The 15,692-nt window shown below is 37.8% G+C and carries 16 protein-coding genes and 2 pseudogenes; 9 read left to right on the top strand and 9 right to left on the bottom strand.

From position 1 onward, the window contains the following. Nucleotides 1-31: 31 nt before the first annotated feature. Entirely contained in the window at nt 32-547 is a 516-nt protein-coding gene (locus UB51_RS08960; protein WP_044877008.1) for a TetR/AcrR family transcriptional regulator, read from the bottom strand. 114 nt (nt 548-661) lie between these two features. Here UB51_RS08960 and UB51_RS08965 point away from each other — a divergent pair, with 114 nt between their 5' ends. Beyond that, on the top strand, nt 662-1,615 hold the full coding sequence (locus UB51_RS08965) for an alpha/beta hydrolase (RefSeq protein WP_044877009.1): 954 nt from the start codon (nt 662-664) through the stop codon (nt 1,613-1,615). 190 nt (nt 1,616-1,805) lie between these two features. Here UB51_RS08965 and UB51_RS08970 read toward each other — a convergent pair whose 3' ends face one another. Beyond that, nucleotides 1,806-2,375: a sensor histidine kinase gene (locus UB51_RS08970; RefSeq protein WP_234405587.1), complete on the bottom strand. Its 570-nt coding sequence runs from the start codon at nt 2,373-2,375 to the stop codon at nt 1,806-1,808. 23 nt (nt 2,376-2,398) lie between these two features. On the opposite strand from UB51_RS08970, the gene UB51_RS08975 reads away from it, so the two are divergent. After that, the gene (locus UB51_RS08975; RefSeq protein ID WP_234405588.1) at nt 2,399-3,523 is read left to right on the top strand and encodes an ABC transporter permease; all 1,125 of its coding nucleotides are present in this window, start codon (nt 2,399-2,401) and stop codon (nt 3,521-3,523) included. Between the two features lie 106 nt (nt 3,524-3,629). On the opposite strand, the gene UB51_RS08980 is transcribed toward UB51_RS08975, so the two are convergent. After that, a complete protein-coding gene (locus UB51_RS08980; protein WP_044879998.1) occupies nt 3,630-4,148 on the bottom strand; it encodes a GrpB family protein in 519 nt (172 codons plus the stop codon). A 39-nt stretch (nt 4,149-4,187) separates the two neighbouring features. Next, a pseudogene (locus tag UB51_RS29420) lies at nt 4,188-4,291 on the bottom strand (serine hydrolase domain-containing protein); the annotation flags it as partial. A gap of 151 nt (nt 4,292-4,442) precedes the next feature. On the opposite strand from UB51_RS29420, the gene UB51_RS08985 reads away from it, so the two are divergent. The 6 genes from UB51_RS08985 (at nt 4,443) to UB51_RS09010 (ending at nt 9,418) form a co-directional block, all read left to right on the top strand. Continuing rightward, nucleotides 4,443-5,276 (top strand): helix-turn-helix domain-containing protein, encoded by an 834-nt coding sequence (locus UB51_RS08985; RefSeq protein ID WP_044877010.1) that lies wholly within the window; start codon nt 4,443-4,445, stop codon nt 5,274-5,276. Beyond that, nucleotides 5,230-5,856: a GNAT family N-acetyltransferase gene (locus UB51_RS08990; protein WP_044877011.1), complete on the top strand. Its 627-nt coding sequence runs from the start codon at nt 5,230-5,232 to the stop codon at nt 5,854-5,856. The genes UB51_RS08985 and UB51_RS08990 overlap by 47 nt, the downstream gene beginning before the upstream one ends. Nucleotides 5,857-5,923: 67 nt before the next feature. Further along, nucleotides 5,924-7,117, top strand: a complete 1,194-nt coding sequence (locus UB51_RS08995; protein WP_044877012.1) for an MFS transporter — start codon at nt 5,924-5,926, stop codon at nt 7,115-7,117. Between the two features lie 98 nt (nt 7,118-7,215). Next, nucleotides 7,216-7,707 (top strand): CDP-alcohol phosphatidyltransferase family protein, encoded by a 492-nt coding sequence (locus UB51_RS09000; RefSeq protein ID WP_144406986.1) that lies wholly within the window; start codon nt 7,216-7,218, stop codon nt 7,705-7,707. A 14-nt stretch (nt 7,708-7,721) separates the two neighbouring features. Beyond that, on the top strand, nt 7,722-8,342 hold the full coding sequence (locus tag UB51_RS09005) for a DedA family protein (protein WP_044877014.1): 621 nt from the start codon (nt 7,722-7,724) through the stop codon (nt 8,340-8,342). Then, nucleotides 8,339-9,418, top strand: a complete 1,080-nt coding sequence (locus tag UB51_RS09010; RefSeq protein WP_044877015.1) for a DUF418 domain-containing protein — start codon at nt 8,339-8,341, stop codon at nt 9,416-9,418. Before UB51_RS09005 ends, UB51_RS09010 begins: the two co-directional genes overlap by 4 nt. A gap of 1,003 nt (nt 9,419-10,421) precedes the next feature. Here the strand turns inward: UB51_RS09010 and UB51_RS09020 are convergent. After that, nucleotides 10,422-10,862 carry a GNAT family N-acetyltransferase gene (locus tag UB51_RS09020; protein ID WP_044877017.1) on the bottom strand — a complete coding sequence of 147 codons (441 nt, stop codon included), beginning with the start codon at nt 10,860-10,862 and terminating at the stop codon, nt 10,422-10,424. 327 nt (nt 10,863-11,189) lie between these two features. Then, nucleotides 11,190-11,639: a VOC family protein gene (locus UB51_RS09025; protein WP_044877018.1), complete on the bottom strand. Its 450-nt coding sequence runs from the start codon at nt 11,637-11,639 to the stop codon at nt 11,190-11,192. Between the two features lie 123 nt (nt 11,640-11,762). Here UB51_RS09025 and UB51_RS09030 point away from each other — a divergent pair, with 123 nt between their 5' ends. After that, the gene (locus tag UB51_RS09030; protein ID WP_044877019.1) at nt 11,763-12,701 is read left to right on the top strand and encodes a helix-turn-helix transcriptional regulator; all 939 of its coding nucleotides are present in this window, start codon (nt 11,763-11,765) and stop codon (nt 12,699-12,701) included. A gap of 305 nt (nt 12,702-13,006) precedes the next feature. On the opposite strand, the pseudogene UB51_RS09035 reads toward UB51_RS09030, so the two are convergent. The 3 genes and pseudogenes from UB51_RS09035 to UB51_RS09045 all read right to left on the bottom strand — a co-directional run. After that, nucleotides 13,007-13,177 (bottom strand): annotated as a pseudogene (locus UB51_RS09035) (dihydroxy-acid dehydratase); the annotation flags it as partial. A gap of 49 nt (nt 13,178-13,226) precedes the next feature. Beyond that, nucleotides 13,227-13,730, bottom strand: coding sequence for a Fur family transcriptional regulator (locus UB51_RS09040; protein ID WP_234405590.1), 504 nt, complete (start codon nt 13,728-13,730; stop codon nt 13,227-13,229). A gap of 84 nt (nt 13,731-13,814) precedes the next feature. After that, nucleotides 13,815-14,840, bottom strand: a complete 1,026-nt coding sequence (locus UB51_RS09045) for an NAD(P)/FAD-dependent oxidoreductase (protein WP_044877021.1) — start codon at nt 14,838-14,840, stop codon at nt 13,815-13,817. Between the last annotated feature and the right edge of the window lie 852 nt (nt 14,841-15,692).

The following is a 15,692-nucleotide window of genomic DNA, read 5'->3' on the forward strand; positions in this document are numbered from 1 at the left end:
AGGTTTTTCATCATTCAATGCTCTAATTTTCTTATACTCTATTTTGTAAAACCTGTATACATATACTTGCTAATTCAGCGGGAGATTCTTTTGCTCCATTCTCTATCCATGTGTAAAGCAATGACCAAAATATGCCAGTAGTAAATGCATTTGCATAAATTGCAGTGATATGATTAAATTCTTTGTCAGTTAAATAATCTTTATTAAGCTTAGGAACATACCTTTGATATTGCTTAAAAATATATATCATTAGTTCGTTGTTATACATAAGTTTAAGAAATGTTAAATGATTACTCCAAAATAAAAAATGATTATGAATTAGCACTTCATATTTAGAAGAAAAATAATTTTCTTGAAAGGAGGAATACTCTAAGAATAACAAATTTATAGATTCTTTAAGCACTTCTTCTTTATTTTTAAAATATCTATAAAAGGTTTTTCTTCCTACGCTAGCTTCCTGCGTGATTTGGGTAACAGTGATTAGTGAAAAGTCATATTTTTCCATCACAGAAAATAGACCATTAATTATATCTTCTTTTTTTCCCATTTTCTCTCCTGACACACTTTCTACCAATGTGTTTCCATTGATTGCAAATCAATTAGTTCATATATAGACTCTACTTATATGACACATCTGTGTCAACGAAAGTAGGGAGATAAAATGTATAATTACAGCAAATGGTATCCCATAAATGGTGTTAACCAATATGTTCAAGTAGTAAGTACTAATTGGGATAATCCTATTTTAATATATTTACATGGCGGACCTGGTGATGCGGCACTACCTCTTGTTGAGCATTTTAATTCAAATTTATCCGAAAACTATACTTTAATCATTTGGGAGCAAAGGGGTGCTGGAAAATCATACTATAGGTTTAGAGAAGATGAACATATTACTATTAATGATTTTGTTCTTGACTTGAAGGTCTTAATTGAAAAACTCCTTGTTGAATTCAAAAAAGAGAAAATATGCTTAATGGGACATTCATGGGGAAGCATTATTGGAATGAAATTCATTATTTCGTATCCAGAATTGATACATTTTTATATTGGAGTTGGACAAGTTATTTGTTCGCAAAAAATGTTTAAAAAAAGTAAAGAATACATGGTAAGTCATATTGATAATCATCGTCTTAAAAACAGAATTTCTTCTCTAAACACAAAGTTTAATCAAAATAATTGGTATTCTGATTTAATGTTTTTTATGAGTCAACTAATCAAGCAAGGTGTTTCTCTTTATGGAAAAAGTACGTATTTATCATTATATCGCTATTTTATTTTTTCCAAAAACTATTCATTAATAGATTGTATAAAACGACTAAAAGGTTCTGAGCAGTCCATAGTTAAGCTATGGCACGAAGTATCAGAAATTGATTTTTCTGCTTATAAAAATTTTCAGGTTCCAATAGCTTTTATCGAAGGTGAGTATGATTATCATGCTTCCTCCGAAATAGTTTTTGATTTTTATCGAAGTATTACATCTCCTAAAGTCTATTTCAGTATAAAAGACACCGCCCATTTTCCCCAGTGGACAAGGTCTGACACCTTTAATTTGATTGTAAATTCTTTGAATAGTTCTATTTTTTCAAACAGTAATGAAATAAAGGAATTCTAGTACTATATGTTCAGTATTTAGAAGAATTTATACTGCAATAATCCTTTTCTAGAAAAGAAGATATATATGAAAGAAAAAACAACCATTGACGACTTTCCATGTCATCAGTGGTTGTTTAGAGAACTACGGATTATTTATCGATCAGGTTGGTCACTTCAGCATTCTTGTGATTCACTTTATTCCATCTCTTTTATAAAGGCAATACAACGGTAAATATGCTGCCTTTACCCGATTGACTTTGAACGCCAACGTCACCGCCGCAAAGTTCCACTATGCGTTTTACAAGTGGAAGTCCAAGTCCGTATCCTGTTTTGGAATGAGAAGTATCACCCTGATAAAATTTATCGAAAATATGAGCTTTAGTCTGATCGTCCATGCCAGGTCCGTCATCTTGTATAACAAACCGAATCTTGTCATTTTCATATGCAAGGGTAATATTTATAAAGCCACCTTTATAGGAAAATTTAATGGCGTTATCTAAAAGGTTAAGCCATATCTGCTGTGTCAAATCTTCATTTCCGCTATAAATCACCTTATCTAAGTCCACATTTACGGTAATCTCTTTTGCAGACCATTTGGGCTCCATTAAAACGATAGACTTTCTAATTTGTTCATCCAGCCTGAACGGGGCTTTATCCGCAACAATTTCAAGGTTCTCGTATTTTGACAGAGTAAGAACATTGGTGGAAAGTGCAGCTAAACGCTCTGATTCCGTTATGATAATGTCAAGGACAAGACGCAGCCGTAAAGTTTGAAACAACTTCAGCTCCAAGCGGTATGGGAATGATGATGGGTAGCAATAGCACCTACTTACAGGAACTTCCTGAAAATAATGACTTTATTTTATCTCAATATGATTTAATTGGTGAAGGAAGCAGGATGCCTACAGGAAAAAACGAAGTCGTTTTAGTTATTGATAAATATAACCGCATTGACAAAGCATTTTTTGAAAAACTTGCTATTTCTGAGGATACCGAAAATTATAAGCTGACTGATTTTATTGGCAAAACAATTTTAAAAGTAATACCGAATGATGATTACTATACTAGGAATGGAGATTTATACACTGCGGCTGCGCCTGCAGATTATGAAAAGCTGTATGACAGTGATACTGGAACAAAACTCACGATTACCGGCATTCTGCGTTCCAAAAAAGATGTGTCAAGCAACTATTTGTCACCGGGTATTGCATATACCACGGCACTCACCGCAGCTGTAGTTGAAGATGCGCAAAAGAGCGAAATTGCAACCGCCCAAAAAGGTTCAGATAAGGATGTTTTGCTTGGCACTCCTTTAGACAATAAGGCGAAGGATAATGCATTGTTAATGCTTGGAGCTGATTCCACTCCAACGGGTATCAATATTCATCCAAAGGATTACGAAAGCAAAGACAAGATAAAAGAATACCTTGATAAATACAATGATGGTAAATCAAACGATGATCAACTGATTTATTCTGATATGGCGGAAATGATTTCTTCCATAACAGGAACACTACTTGATACCGTAACTTATGTTTTAAGCGGATTTGCTGCTATTTCTCTCTTGGTCTCCACAATTATGATCGGTATTATAACGTATGTTTCGGTAATTGAGCGCACCAAAGAAATCGGCATCCTTCGCAGTGTGGGTGCACGTAAAAAAGACATTTCAAGGATATTTAATGCGGAAACGCTGATTATAGGATTCACGGCAGGAATGATTGGGGTAGGTCTTTCATATCTGCTTCAAATACCGATCAATACCATTATATCTAATCTGGCAGGAATTTCTGGAGTTGCAAGTCTTAACCCACTTCATGCAGCGGTGCTGGTTGCCGGAAGTATGATACTCACCTTAATTGCTGGATTTATTCCATCAAGAATGGCTGCAAAGAAAGATCCAGTTGTTGCACTTCGAAGCGAATAGCATTCTTTAAAGGCCGCCTACCTGGCACGAATAAAGGAGAACACATATTATGACTATATATGTCCTCCTTTTATTCATTTAAAGCGCCCAATAATGATGTTTGATTTCAGAGAGTAGTCCAATGCCATTTGAGAGCTTCTTTTTCTATTTTTTTGACAAAATCATCTTTACCGTCACCATAGCCATCAATGTCAGTTGGATATTGGTCTGCAAGCTTACTTTTTAATTCTCCGTATTCCTTACATATTTCTGGACTTTGGCGAAGATAATCTCTGAACGATAGGTGCCTTTCGATTTCTTGAATATTATCATACTGGAATGCATGAATTTGATGAGTGCGATTGTCTCCACCCTTACGGAAGTATCTCCTCCCTTTGATTCCAAATTCACCCATAACCTCATATCCAAGATCTTCAAATTGTACAGAGTAAGTATCTAATTCATTGATGTCGTTAACTACAAGCAGAATGTCAATGATCGGTTTTGCTTTTAAATTTGGAACAGAAGTACTCCCAACATGAAAACAGTTCACTAATTCATCTTGAAGAATCTCCTTTATTGCATGTTCTTCTTTTAGATATTCATTGTTCCAATTTGGATCATATTCTACTACTATGATATTCATTTCTTTGCCTCCCACTATAAAGTAATGTTTTTTTGTTTTCTCGCTCATTCTTTTAACAAAGTCTTTTCCACCAACGGTACCTGTAGTTAAATCCCCCCCCATTTTACCAAGTCTTCAACAGTTGTATGAACTACTCCATCCCCTTTCAGCCAATTCCATATAATCAACTAATCCACCTGTATATCGTGAATTTAGATGATCTAGTATTAACAAATAATTTTAATACAAACACTTGACCTTAGGTCTGACCTAAAGTGTATCGTTGAGGTATTCCAAGCTTTAGGAGTGAATTTTATGAAGAGTGAAATTACGATTAGTGAATTAGCCAATCTTATGAATGTGTCTGTTCATCAAATTCGTTATTTTGAAGAGAAAGGAGTTCTTGGGCCCGCTTATACAGATAACAATCAGTATAGAATGTACGGCATTGAGCAAGTATACCAGCTTGCACATATTCTATTGCTTCGCAAGCTGGGAGTGTCTGTTCAGTCCATAAATGATTGTATGACCTCCTATTCTGCGGATCAATATCGACAGCTTCTTCATCATTCCTTGCGGGAAGTCGATGCTGAGTTGCTGCGGCTCAAAGAGCTTCAGCATTTCATCAAAAAAATTTTGCATGAACAGCAGAACTTTAATTCGCAGTCCAACCAGTATCACATAAAGCGGCGAGACACCACCTACTTTGCAAGTTGGATTGAAGTGGATTCACACACTAAACTTAATGCCAAACTTTTGGCTGAACAAACGAAGCGCGTTCCGAACTTGTTCGAATCGGACATTCATTATATATATGATGGTTCGAGCACAATTACCTTATGCCTAGAAACTCAAGGGCCTGGCCATTTTTCTTTACCTGGAGGCAATTACCTTTCCATGCAGAGCCTAATTCATGAAGATGATGAGCTCAAACAAATGATTGAACAGTTGTACGACTATGCGACTGCGCAATCTTATACCATAGCTGGACCCCTAATCCTTATTGAAAGATCCTATTTATCGTTATTTAGCAAGAACGAGTTGTATTACGAGTTGCAATTCTTGATCGAATCGGCAACAAAATCCGAAAGGGGGAACCATCATGACTGCAGTACCGATAACAATTCAACCTATGCAGGCCAAGTATAATCCACAGGTCGGCCGCTTGCTTGTTCACGGGTTTCGCGGAAAATTTCAAAAGTTGACGAGCATCAATGATGACGATCTCGCTCTTTTTTTCGAAAAGCTGTTTGAACATTATCCCACCGAACCGGCAAGTCAAAGAATGGTCGCCCTGCAAGATGGAGAGGTTATCGGAACGATATCTATCAAATGGAAGCCCGAATCTGACGTGAAGCAAAAGCAAGAGCTTCCTTCGTGGAAGAGCTTCAATAAGTTGGGGAAATGGAACCTGTTAAAAATGCTGATCGGGTTATCTTTATTAGATCATAAACCACAGGCTGGAGAGTGTTATATTGCAGACATTGTTGTCCATCAAGACCATCGAAGCAAGGGGATTGGAAAGCTATTATTTCAGTGGGCGCAGCATTTTGCGCAAACTGAGCCACACCTAAATGTGCTGAGCTTGCACGTCGTAGGTAGTAACCCACGTGCCGAGCAACTATACGAGCTCCTGTCATTCCAGACTCATTTACAAAAGAATAGCTTAGTGCGGCATCTTTTGTTCAATGAATCGAAATGGGATTATATGGTCTTGAATTTAAAATGATCAGTAAATTTTATAGGAGGCTATTTAATGAAAAAGAAAAAGATACAAAGTTGGGTGGGGAAAGCGTATGCGTATATTTACTAAAGAAAAAAAATCATTAGTTGTCATCTTAATTAGCTTATTCATTGCCTTTGTAGGGGTAGGCCTTGCTGCCCCAATCATGCCATCCCTTGCAAAAGAAATGCATTTAAGCGGCCAAGTGATGGGATACATGATTTCTGCCTTTGCATTTGCCATGCTTCTCGTCTCTCCTATTGCCGGGATCTGGGTAGATACGATTGGCAGAAAGAAAATGATTGTATTCGGTCTATTCCTTTTTTCTTTCTCGGAGCTGTTATTTGCCATTGGCAATCAAGTATGGGTACTGTTTCTTTCCAGAATTTTAGGAGGGATTGGCGATGCCCTCATTATGCCAGCAGTAACTGCTTTTATCGCGGATAGCACTTCATTAGAAGAGAGAGCTAAAGTCATGGGATATCAAGCTGCTGCGATTAGTTTAGGGTTCATCATTGGTCCTGGCGTTGGCGGGTTTGTAGCCGAATTGGGCATACGCGCCCCATTCTTTTTCGCAGCAGGCTTTGCCCTGGTCGCTGCTTTCATTTCACTCCTTGTTTTGCAAGAGCCTTTATCTAAAGAACAACTTATAAAAAACAGAAATTTAAGATCAAAAACAAACTTCTTCTCAGAGATTAAGAAATCTTTTCATCCTTTATATTTGATGCCCCTGATCATTGTCTTCGTATTATCTTTTGGACTATCTGCCTATGAATTGATGTTCAGCCTTTTTGTAGATTCGAAATTCGGTTTTACTGCCAAAGATATAGCTATCATAATTACAGTAGGCTCCATCTCGGGTGTTGTAGCTCAATTGTTATTCTTTGATAAGCTGGTAAATAAGTTCGGCGAGAAGAAGATTATTCATGCCACGATTATCGTTGCTGCTATTTTCATTGTTGCTTCTGTGTTTGTCAGTCGTTATTGGAGCATTATGGCCGTTTCCAGCATTGTATTTTTCGCCTGTGATTTACTTCGTCCTGCAGTGACAACACTTCTTTCCAAATTGGCAGGGAAAGAGCAAGGATTTGTCGCTGGGATGAATTCCATGTATACAAGTCTTGGAATTATTATGGGACCGGCAATAGGCGGTATTTTGTTTGATGTGAATATTAATTTACCATATATTTTTGCAGCAGTAGTACTGTTTGCCACTTTTGTAATGTCAGTAGTGTGGAAAAGTAAAGCAAGGGAATCCATTACATAATACCTTGATCTGCTGCAGGGAACATCAGGAAGCGGAGCCTCTCTGCACATGATAAACATCTTTTATCTTAGACAGAACTAATAAAAATTTGTAGAGGGTTGGTTGAAGAAATGCGAATTTCTGTCACGTTCTCTTTAATTATCTTATTCGCAGGCATCTGTTCGATTCTGGCAGTTTATCAGGGGCATCGTGAATGGTCTTTATTTAGCTTTGGCTTAGGCGTTGTATTACATACGTTAAAACCGAAGCCTAGCCAGGAAGAAGCCTTCTCGCAAAGTATCCATTCTCTAAGTCAATTAATTACATTTGGAACAGTTCCCGGGATTATGTTATATAAAACTGTCCTAACTCCCAATTCATTTTTGGTTTGGGTTTGTATCGGTATATTTGTCAGCGCCTGTGCAATCCAACTAGCACATAAAAATACGAGGTTCCCTAGTAAAGTGAATAAAAGAATGTCAGTTGCTGCAGGCGGAAGTCTTTTAACTCTGTATGCATTATTTATAGCAAAATATTCAATCATACTAACGACTTTATTAATATTGCTTTTGAGCTTGCTTATTGTTTTTCCTATTCGAAAAAGGAATTAAAGGATGTGATATCGATGAATATTGAAGCGCTATTTGAGCAATATGGATATGCACTCCTGTTCATAGGATTACTGCTGGAGTTCATTGCTCTTCCCTTTCCAGGGGAAATAACAATGCTGTATGTGGGGTATCTGTCTTATCTGGGTGTGTTAAACGGATGGACGGCACTTTTCTTAGCGTTTACCGGAACGACATTAGGAATGACTGTAACATATGTTATCGGTCTGAAAGTGGGAATGCCTTTTATTCAGCGTTTTGGCAAATGGGTGTTCATTACACCAGGCAAATTCTATAAGACGAAAAAATGGTTTAACAGGCGCGGTAATTTTCTTGTATTCATCGGCTATTTTATTCCCGGTGTTCGTCATATAACCGGTTATTTAACAGGTATCTTGGGTTCTTCGTTTCGAACCTTTGCAGTCTATGCTTATAGCGGCGCCTTGTTCTGGTGTATTAGCTTCATCGGGTTGGGAAACATGTTTGGCTCACAATGGGAAAAATTGTTGCACACCATTGAGAGTTATTCTTGGAGCATCGTAATCATCTTGATACTGCTTGGAGCTGTTGCCTGGCTAGTAAAACGAATGGTTCAATCGTCACGTCACAAAACACTAAGAGGGGATGAAGTGGAATGAGTCAATCGAAAGCGAGGATAACCGCCCTTGATTTTGCGAGAGCATTGGCGATCTTTGGAATGATTATCGTGAACTATAAGCTTGCAATGCAGGCAGAGAATAGCGGACCGGGATGGCTACAATCGATAGCAGGTCTGTTTGAGGGGAGAGCATCTGCATTGTTTGTCGTACTGGCCGGCATCGGAGTAACCCTAATGACCTCGAAAGCCCGAAGCTCAATGAACGGGAAGCTTATTCGACAAAACCGGAACAGCTTATACAAGAGAGCAATTTTCCTGTTTATTGCCGGCGTTCTTTTATTGTTAATGGACTGGAGCGCAGACATTTTGCACTACTATGCGGTATTCATGCTTGTGGCCGCGGTATTGATAACCGTATCCAACAACAAAATACTCGGATTGTTCGCGTTTATCCTGGTAGCATCACAGTTATTTTTAGTCATATTCGATTACACCCAAGGGTGGAACTTGAGTTTTAAAGAATATACGGGTTTTTGGACAATAGAAGGGTTCATACGTAATCTGTTATTTAACGGATTCCATCCGATCTTTCCTTGGCTGAGCTTCTTCCTCATCGGCATGTGGATTGGCAGAAAGGGCTGGCTGAGCAAGGAGCATCGTTCGAAGTTGTTGATATATTCATTGTCAGGAACAGTTTTTTTTGAATCCCTTTCCTTCTTCTTGATTAAATGGGCTTCCCCTGTACTGGGGAATGAAGCGGCACATTATTTGTTTGGAACGAAACCGATGCCACCGACAATGCTGTATGTGCTCTCAGGAATTTGTTCGGCTATGGCCGTAATCGCGATTTGTCTTTATGTCGTCGATAAATTTGAACAGTCCGTTCTTACGCAAGCACTGATCAGTACCGGGCAGTTATCGTTATCTCATTATATTGGACATGTAGTGTTCGGATTGGGGCTGCTTCATATAACAGGCTATTTGGAAAATGGCAGCCTTATTTTTGCAATGGCATACGGAAGCTTATATTTTATAATGGCCATTATCTTTTCGCATATGTGGAGAAAATGGATGACGAGAGGGCCGATCGAGTTGCTTATGAGAAAATTATGCTAAAGTCATGGAAAGATGCAAAGGATCTTTAATATGTCAGTTGCTATTACTGTGTCAATGCCGGAATTAATTTGACCCACTAGTGCAGACTTGAAAGTGACCCACCTCGTTATTTCAAGCGCCCTTGGTAAGCGGCAGAAGAATCGAATCTCCCCTTTGTGCTCTTAGACTTGATTTTGGGCCTTCTCAGTAAAGTGGGATAGTCCCCCCCCATTAATTTCTAAGCCGCCGATATGGCGACTTCTTAAGCGTTAATGTTCTTATCGACCGACATCGGCTAACAATGTATAACCATGTTGGTCGATTAACCATCTTTTGTATTAAGAACATATAGGTAATTGTGTCATAAGACATTGCCTTGCGTAATGTGGTCAACTTTGTGTCAATAGACATTATTTGATAAATGACACAAAATATGAATCTTCAGTATTCCAATGAGTATGGAACAGGTCCGCCTCGCAGCTTCGGCGTCATAGGCGTATCCTTGCCAACCTATCTCCTCACATATTCCTGCGATTAAAAATACCAAGAATAAGGCCAGTATTTTCAAATATCTTGCTCTTGATCCTTTTATTAAAAGACTCCTTTAATAGTCGTTTGATGCCATCTGATCCATTATTCCTATAAACAAGGATCAAAGCCGCGATCATCGGGCAAACAAACATAAGCGCACTGATGGGAAGGTTTATGGGTATTTCTTTATGCAGAAATTGTTCAGCTACCATTCCGATCAACCAGAACGGAACTGCGAGAATGAAAACCAACATGAAAAAGATCCAGGGAGAATGATTCGAGGATTTATTACTTATGCTCATAATTTTTTATAACTCCTATATATTATCTGTTATTTAACATTTCCACATCTTGAACCATTCCAGGGGCAATAAACCGTTCTTGTTTCAATCCAAGGACTGGTCAGGATCACGGAGATAATTTTCATCTTGCGATTAACGTCCATTATCTTGATGGCCATAAATCTCTTTTTTTTCCCAAAAAAGCAGAATATTCACTTCTGCTTTTCGGATAATTTCATATGCAATATCGGGTAAGGACGGCCTGCGTTATCTGTCGGTTCCTCATTTACGATCGAAAAACCACTTTTCAAGTAGAACATTTTCGCATTCTCATTTTGTTTATTAACATCTACGGTCGTTACGCCAAAATGTTCGATTAAGGATTGTATAATTTGTTTTCCGTATCCTTTTCCGGTTTCTACGGGATCTAAAAACAGCATTTCCAAGTGATTTTTATTTGTAGCCGAAAATCCAATGAAAGAATTCTCAACGTACCAAAGTCTTATATCAAGATTAGGAAAATATAAGGGGATTTCTTTCTTGATTTCCTGCTTATCCTTGATACTTAAAAAACCGTGAGTAGCTGTTACAGATTCTTCCCAGAGTTTCAAAATGATATCATAATCAATGGTTGTTGCATTTTTGCTTTGCATATTTTACTCTCCTTTTCTATTCTATCACTCTCCTTTCCATTGCTTTTTTGATGATGGTTATCGTGTATCTCCAATCCTGATTAATTTTCATGTTTACTACACTTCTTTCATTTGTTATTTTTACAACCTGATACGCTTTACTAATGATACGAGTCTTTACCTGGAGAATGAAAACAAAATGAAATAAGAAACACCATACTAAATAAAATTATCAAGGGATTCCATCCTGATTTTAATCTACCATAGCTATTATTTAGCAAATCACGCAAGGAAATTTAATAACCGGGTTTTATTCGATACCAATCGAAGTATGGAATGCTAATTTTTTTATTGTAATCTATCATCAAACATTAATTGTATTTGAATACCGAACGGGTCTTCAATAATACCGTATGCTTTGCTAAACACATTATTAGATAAAGGAACAATGATTTTCACTCTATCATCTGTAATTAAGCTATTATAAAAACGTTCAATTTCTTCTAAGTCCGCACTTTGAATACATAATGAAGTATTATTGCCAACTGCATATTTTTCTTTGATATCCATTGTATCTTCCGCTATCATTACTTTTGTTCTTCCGATGGATAAGACGGAGTGAGAAATATAATTCTTATTTTCATCCGTAAGCTGTATTGAGCTGTCACGTTTTGCCATGTCTTGATAGGTAACAAGTAACAATTCCTCTGCATTAAAATGGTTTTTGTAAAAATTTATAGCTTCTTGTGCGTTTCCGTTCATGGATAAGAAAATAGCTACTTCTAGTGTTGCACTCATGGTATCAATCTCCTTTTATATAATGATTTCAGGTAGATATCTTATAAAATTGATATATGACCTTGAACTCATCATAATATATAAAGGTATCAAAATATGACACCTTTAATGAGGAGATTCAATATGAATAAATCAGAAAGATTAAATGACATGATAAGATACTTAAACAGTCGAGAGTTCTTTAATTTAAATGACCTAATGAATAAATACAATATTTCAAAAAGTACAGCTCTACGTGATATTAGTTCATTAGAACAATTAGGTATGCCTATTTTTTCGGAACATGGCAGACATGGACGATATGGCATCTTAAAAAATAAATTGTTATCCCCCATTAATTTTACAATTGATGAAGTGTATGCTCTGTACTTTGCAATGTTGACGTTAGAATCTTATCAATCAACACCATTTCATTTAAGTGTTACTAAGCTAAATGAAAAGTTTGGAAACTGTCTTTCTAAAAAACAAATAGAGCAGATTCACAAAATGAAAAAAGTCCTACAGTTTGAAATATATCAGCATCATAATGTTAGTCGTTTTTTAGATAAAATTCTAAAAAGCATTCTTAATGAGAGCAACTGTAAGATACAATATGTAAAAAATAATCAGACAAAAAGTTACCATGTTCAATTTTTCAAAATTTCCGCTAAGTTTGGTCAATGGTATGCTACAGGAGTAGAGTTAAATACGAATAAATATAGAGTCTTCAGATGCGATAGAATAACCTTTATAGAAGAAGAGGAAATCAAATCTCACTTTTCTATAGATGAACTTGTTAGTCGTTCATTAGAAATGTATCAATCTGAGAAGAGTATTGACTTTGAAGTAGAGATTTTAGAACAAGCAAAGGATATTTTTTATAAAGAACATTATCCTTCTATGAAAATAGAAAATGGTAATAAAACAGTCATTAAGGGATTCTATAATCTAGGAGAAGAGGAGTTTATAGCTAGCTATTTTATGAGATATGGTAATTATGTTATATCAGTGAAGCCTGAATCATTAAAACAAATTATCCAAGATAGATTAGAGAATCTCTTAGATCACTATCAAAAATTATAATCAGCATAAATCTCGAATTAAATTCCCCCTCTATCTTCAAACAGGTGAAAAATACGCATTTGCTTATATTCTAAATAAAAAAAGAGGGGTACATCCCTCTTTTTTTATGTGAACATGTGTATACCTTACTATATTTTTAAATCTAGAGTTTCTTCTAACGTGGCAGTGTCTTAAAGGCTTGTGATATATGCTTGCAGCCCTCTCTTCTTGTTCCTCTGTAAGAACATTTTTTATCGTTATCTCTTTTCTCCGTATCTCATTTAAGTAAAAAAGCTGCGGTTATCTCAGCTTCACATGCATATTGCATGGGGATTGCATGGGGCTACCTCGCTCCATGTGCTGGCAACACCAATCATGGGCTTACGAAAATCTTCGTCTTTAAATCCAACAGCCCGAAGCATAGCCCGATTCGATGCCCGATTAACCCCCTCACTGATTGCTTTGCTTCGTATTCTCAGATCTGTATTCTCTAGCATAAGCACTTAATTCCTTTCACCTGCTACATTCCATCCTTTAACAGAATGTTTATGGCGCAGATGGATTTGGTTTTTTACAAGTATTTTCATTGCATTCGGCATACGTACCAATAAAATCGAGTTGGTAATCGAATACCTGAAATCCAAACTCTTTCCTTAAATGGAGTTCTAATTCCGATAACCAATCCTCATTCACTTTCTCTATCAAACCGCACGCTTTGCAAATCAAATGAGGGGGCAGATGATCAGAATCATCGTCGCGAAGCCCAAATCGGGTCGACTTGTCGTTAAAAGTTACTTTCCGCACGATGTGCAGCTCATTTAACAGTCCCAGTGTGCGATAAACGGTAGACAATCCGATTTGGGGATATTTACTCTTGATCCGCATAAATATTTCTTCCGCGGTCAAATACCCCGAGTCTTTTTCTAACAATACCTCCAAAGTCATGGTTCGTTGCTTTGTCCATTTGTAACCATGTAGTTCCAGCTTGTGAGCGATACCATTCAACTTTTCGACCGATGTTTCTATTATACAGATGCCACCTTCCCACAAATCTCAACGTTTTTCCGAGATGTTAAAAAGCGTGCTAGCCTTTAAAAACAAGAATTGCACGCTTTTTTAAATAAGAGAGGAACTCTAAGACTTGCTGTGAATCGACGAGAGCTCTGCATGATCTGTCGACCAGATCGGTTTCACTTCCTTATTTGGTTCCAAGAACGCTTTTACGCGATTGATGGCCGCAGGGCCCTCCGTGAAGCCTCCCGCGATCAGTCCCGGCAGCTTGCCGGGATACTCGACGACATCGCCTGCCGCAAAAATGCCTAGTATGGACGTCTGCATCCATGAATCCACAATGATGCGATCCCGTTCAATTTCCAAGCCCCATTTCTTGATCCCCCCAAGATCAGGCTTCGCACCATGGAAAACAAGGATCTCATCCATATCACAAACAAAAGTGTCCTCCGTTTCAAGATGTTCAATTGTTACATGCTTGATGCGCTCATTGTCCCCGTGAATCTCCTTTAACTGGGAAGACGTCATGACACGAACGGAAGCGTTCCTCATCTTGGTTACATTGCCTTCGTGGGCACGAAATTCGCTTCTTCGATGAACAATCCCGACGGATTTGGCAATAGGTTCCAATGCGATGGCCCAATCCACTGCTGAGTCTCCGCCTCCGGATATAAGCACTCTTTTATCGCGAAATTGTTCAACATTTTCTGCTGCATAATGCAGATGGTGTCCTTCAAATTGTTTGGCGTTTGGTAGTTCTATTTTTTTAGATACAAGGGTTCCTCCCCCGATCGCTATTACAACTGTACGCGTGCTATGCACTTCCCCGATATTGCTGGTTAAACGGAATGTCCCGTCGGCAAGACGTTCCATATGTTCAATCAGCTGGGATAATACGATGACAGGTTCAAACGTACGTGCTTGCGCTTCAAGCTCTTTAATTAAATTCCCAGCCGTTATCGCCGCTATTCCGCCAATGTCATACAGGAACTTCTCTGAATAATAGGGCAGTTTCCCTCCAAGATATGGGGCCGCCTCGATCACTTTCGTCTTCAATCCCCGCATACCTGCATAAAAGGCAGCAAAGAGCCCTGTCGGACCTCCGCCGATGATCGTTACATCAAAACATGGATTCGCTCCATTTTCCATCTCTAACTCCTCCTTATGGGCCTTGAACGAGAGAATTTAAAGTTCTTCGTTCGGCTGTTCTATGATAATCATTATCATTCGTATTTGAAATAATCTCCACCTGCTGACGGATTATTTTCGGCCATGAAGGTATAATTAAGAAACCGAGGAGTCTTAGCGACATATCGAGTAGGCCCATACGCAGTTGCATGGGCCTCTCACAGAACCGTACGTGCGGGTCATCGCATACGGCTCCTCCATGATTATCCCCGCTGGGGATGTTGACCATTGTAAATATCCACCATAAAGCTCGTTTGTACTTTTATCAGTAATGGCAAACTCATATGATTTATTATTGTTAAAATTATCTTCATGTGTTTGAATCCATGATAATGCACTTTTAGTATGAAAATAGCTCTTTCGATAAGATGGGTTTTTTTTACGAAAAATTAATGATAAAAACGGTGGTAATCGGTACACAATTAAAAAAACAGAAATTATTCATCTTCTTTTTTAATTCCACTCTCTTACTTCTCTTTGAGTTTTTATATTCTGTGCTTACGATGGTGTTCCGGATCTTTTCATATATATTGACCGTGAATATAGTGGTAAGGGCATAGACAGCTCCCTCCTACGCGCTGCTTCTGGATTCATGGAGTGATCATTTCCATTGGTCCTTGACCGAAGACATAGGACCTTCCAGATTTCCCTGTTTCTTCTTCATTAACACAGGAATTGTCGTACTCACGCCGCGCCTTCCAGCGTATAGATGGTGCCGGCTTCCCTCTCTAAATGTATCAGATAAAAGATAAGATAGTCAGGGAAAAACAATTAAAATTAAAGAGTCCTGCCATATTTCTTAATAAACCGCCC

Origin of the sequence: Paenibacillus sp. IHBB 10380 (assembly GCF_000949425.1) — a bacterium.
Classification (GTDB): domain Bacteria; phylum Bacillota; class Bacilli; order Paenibacillales; family Paenibacillaceae; genus Paenibacillus_AQ.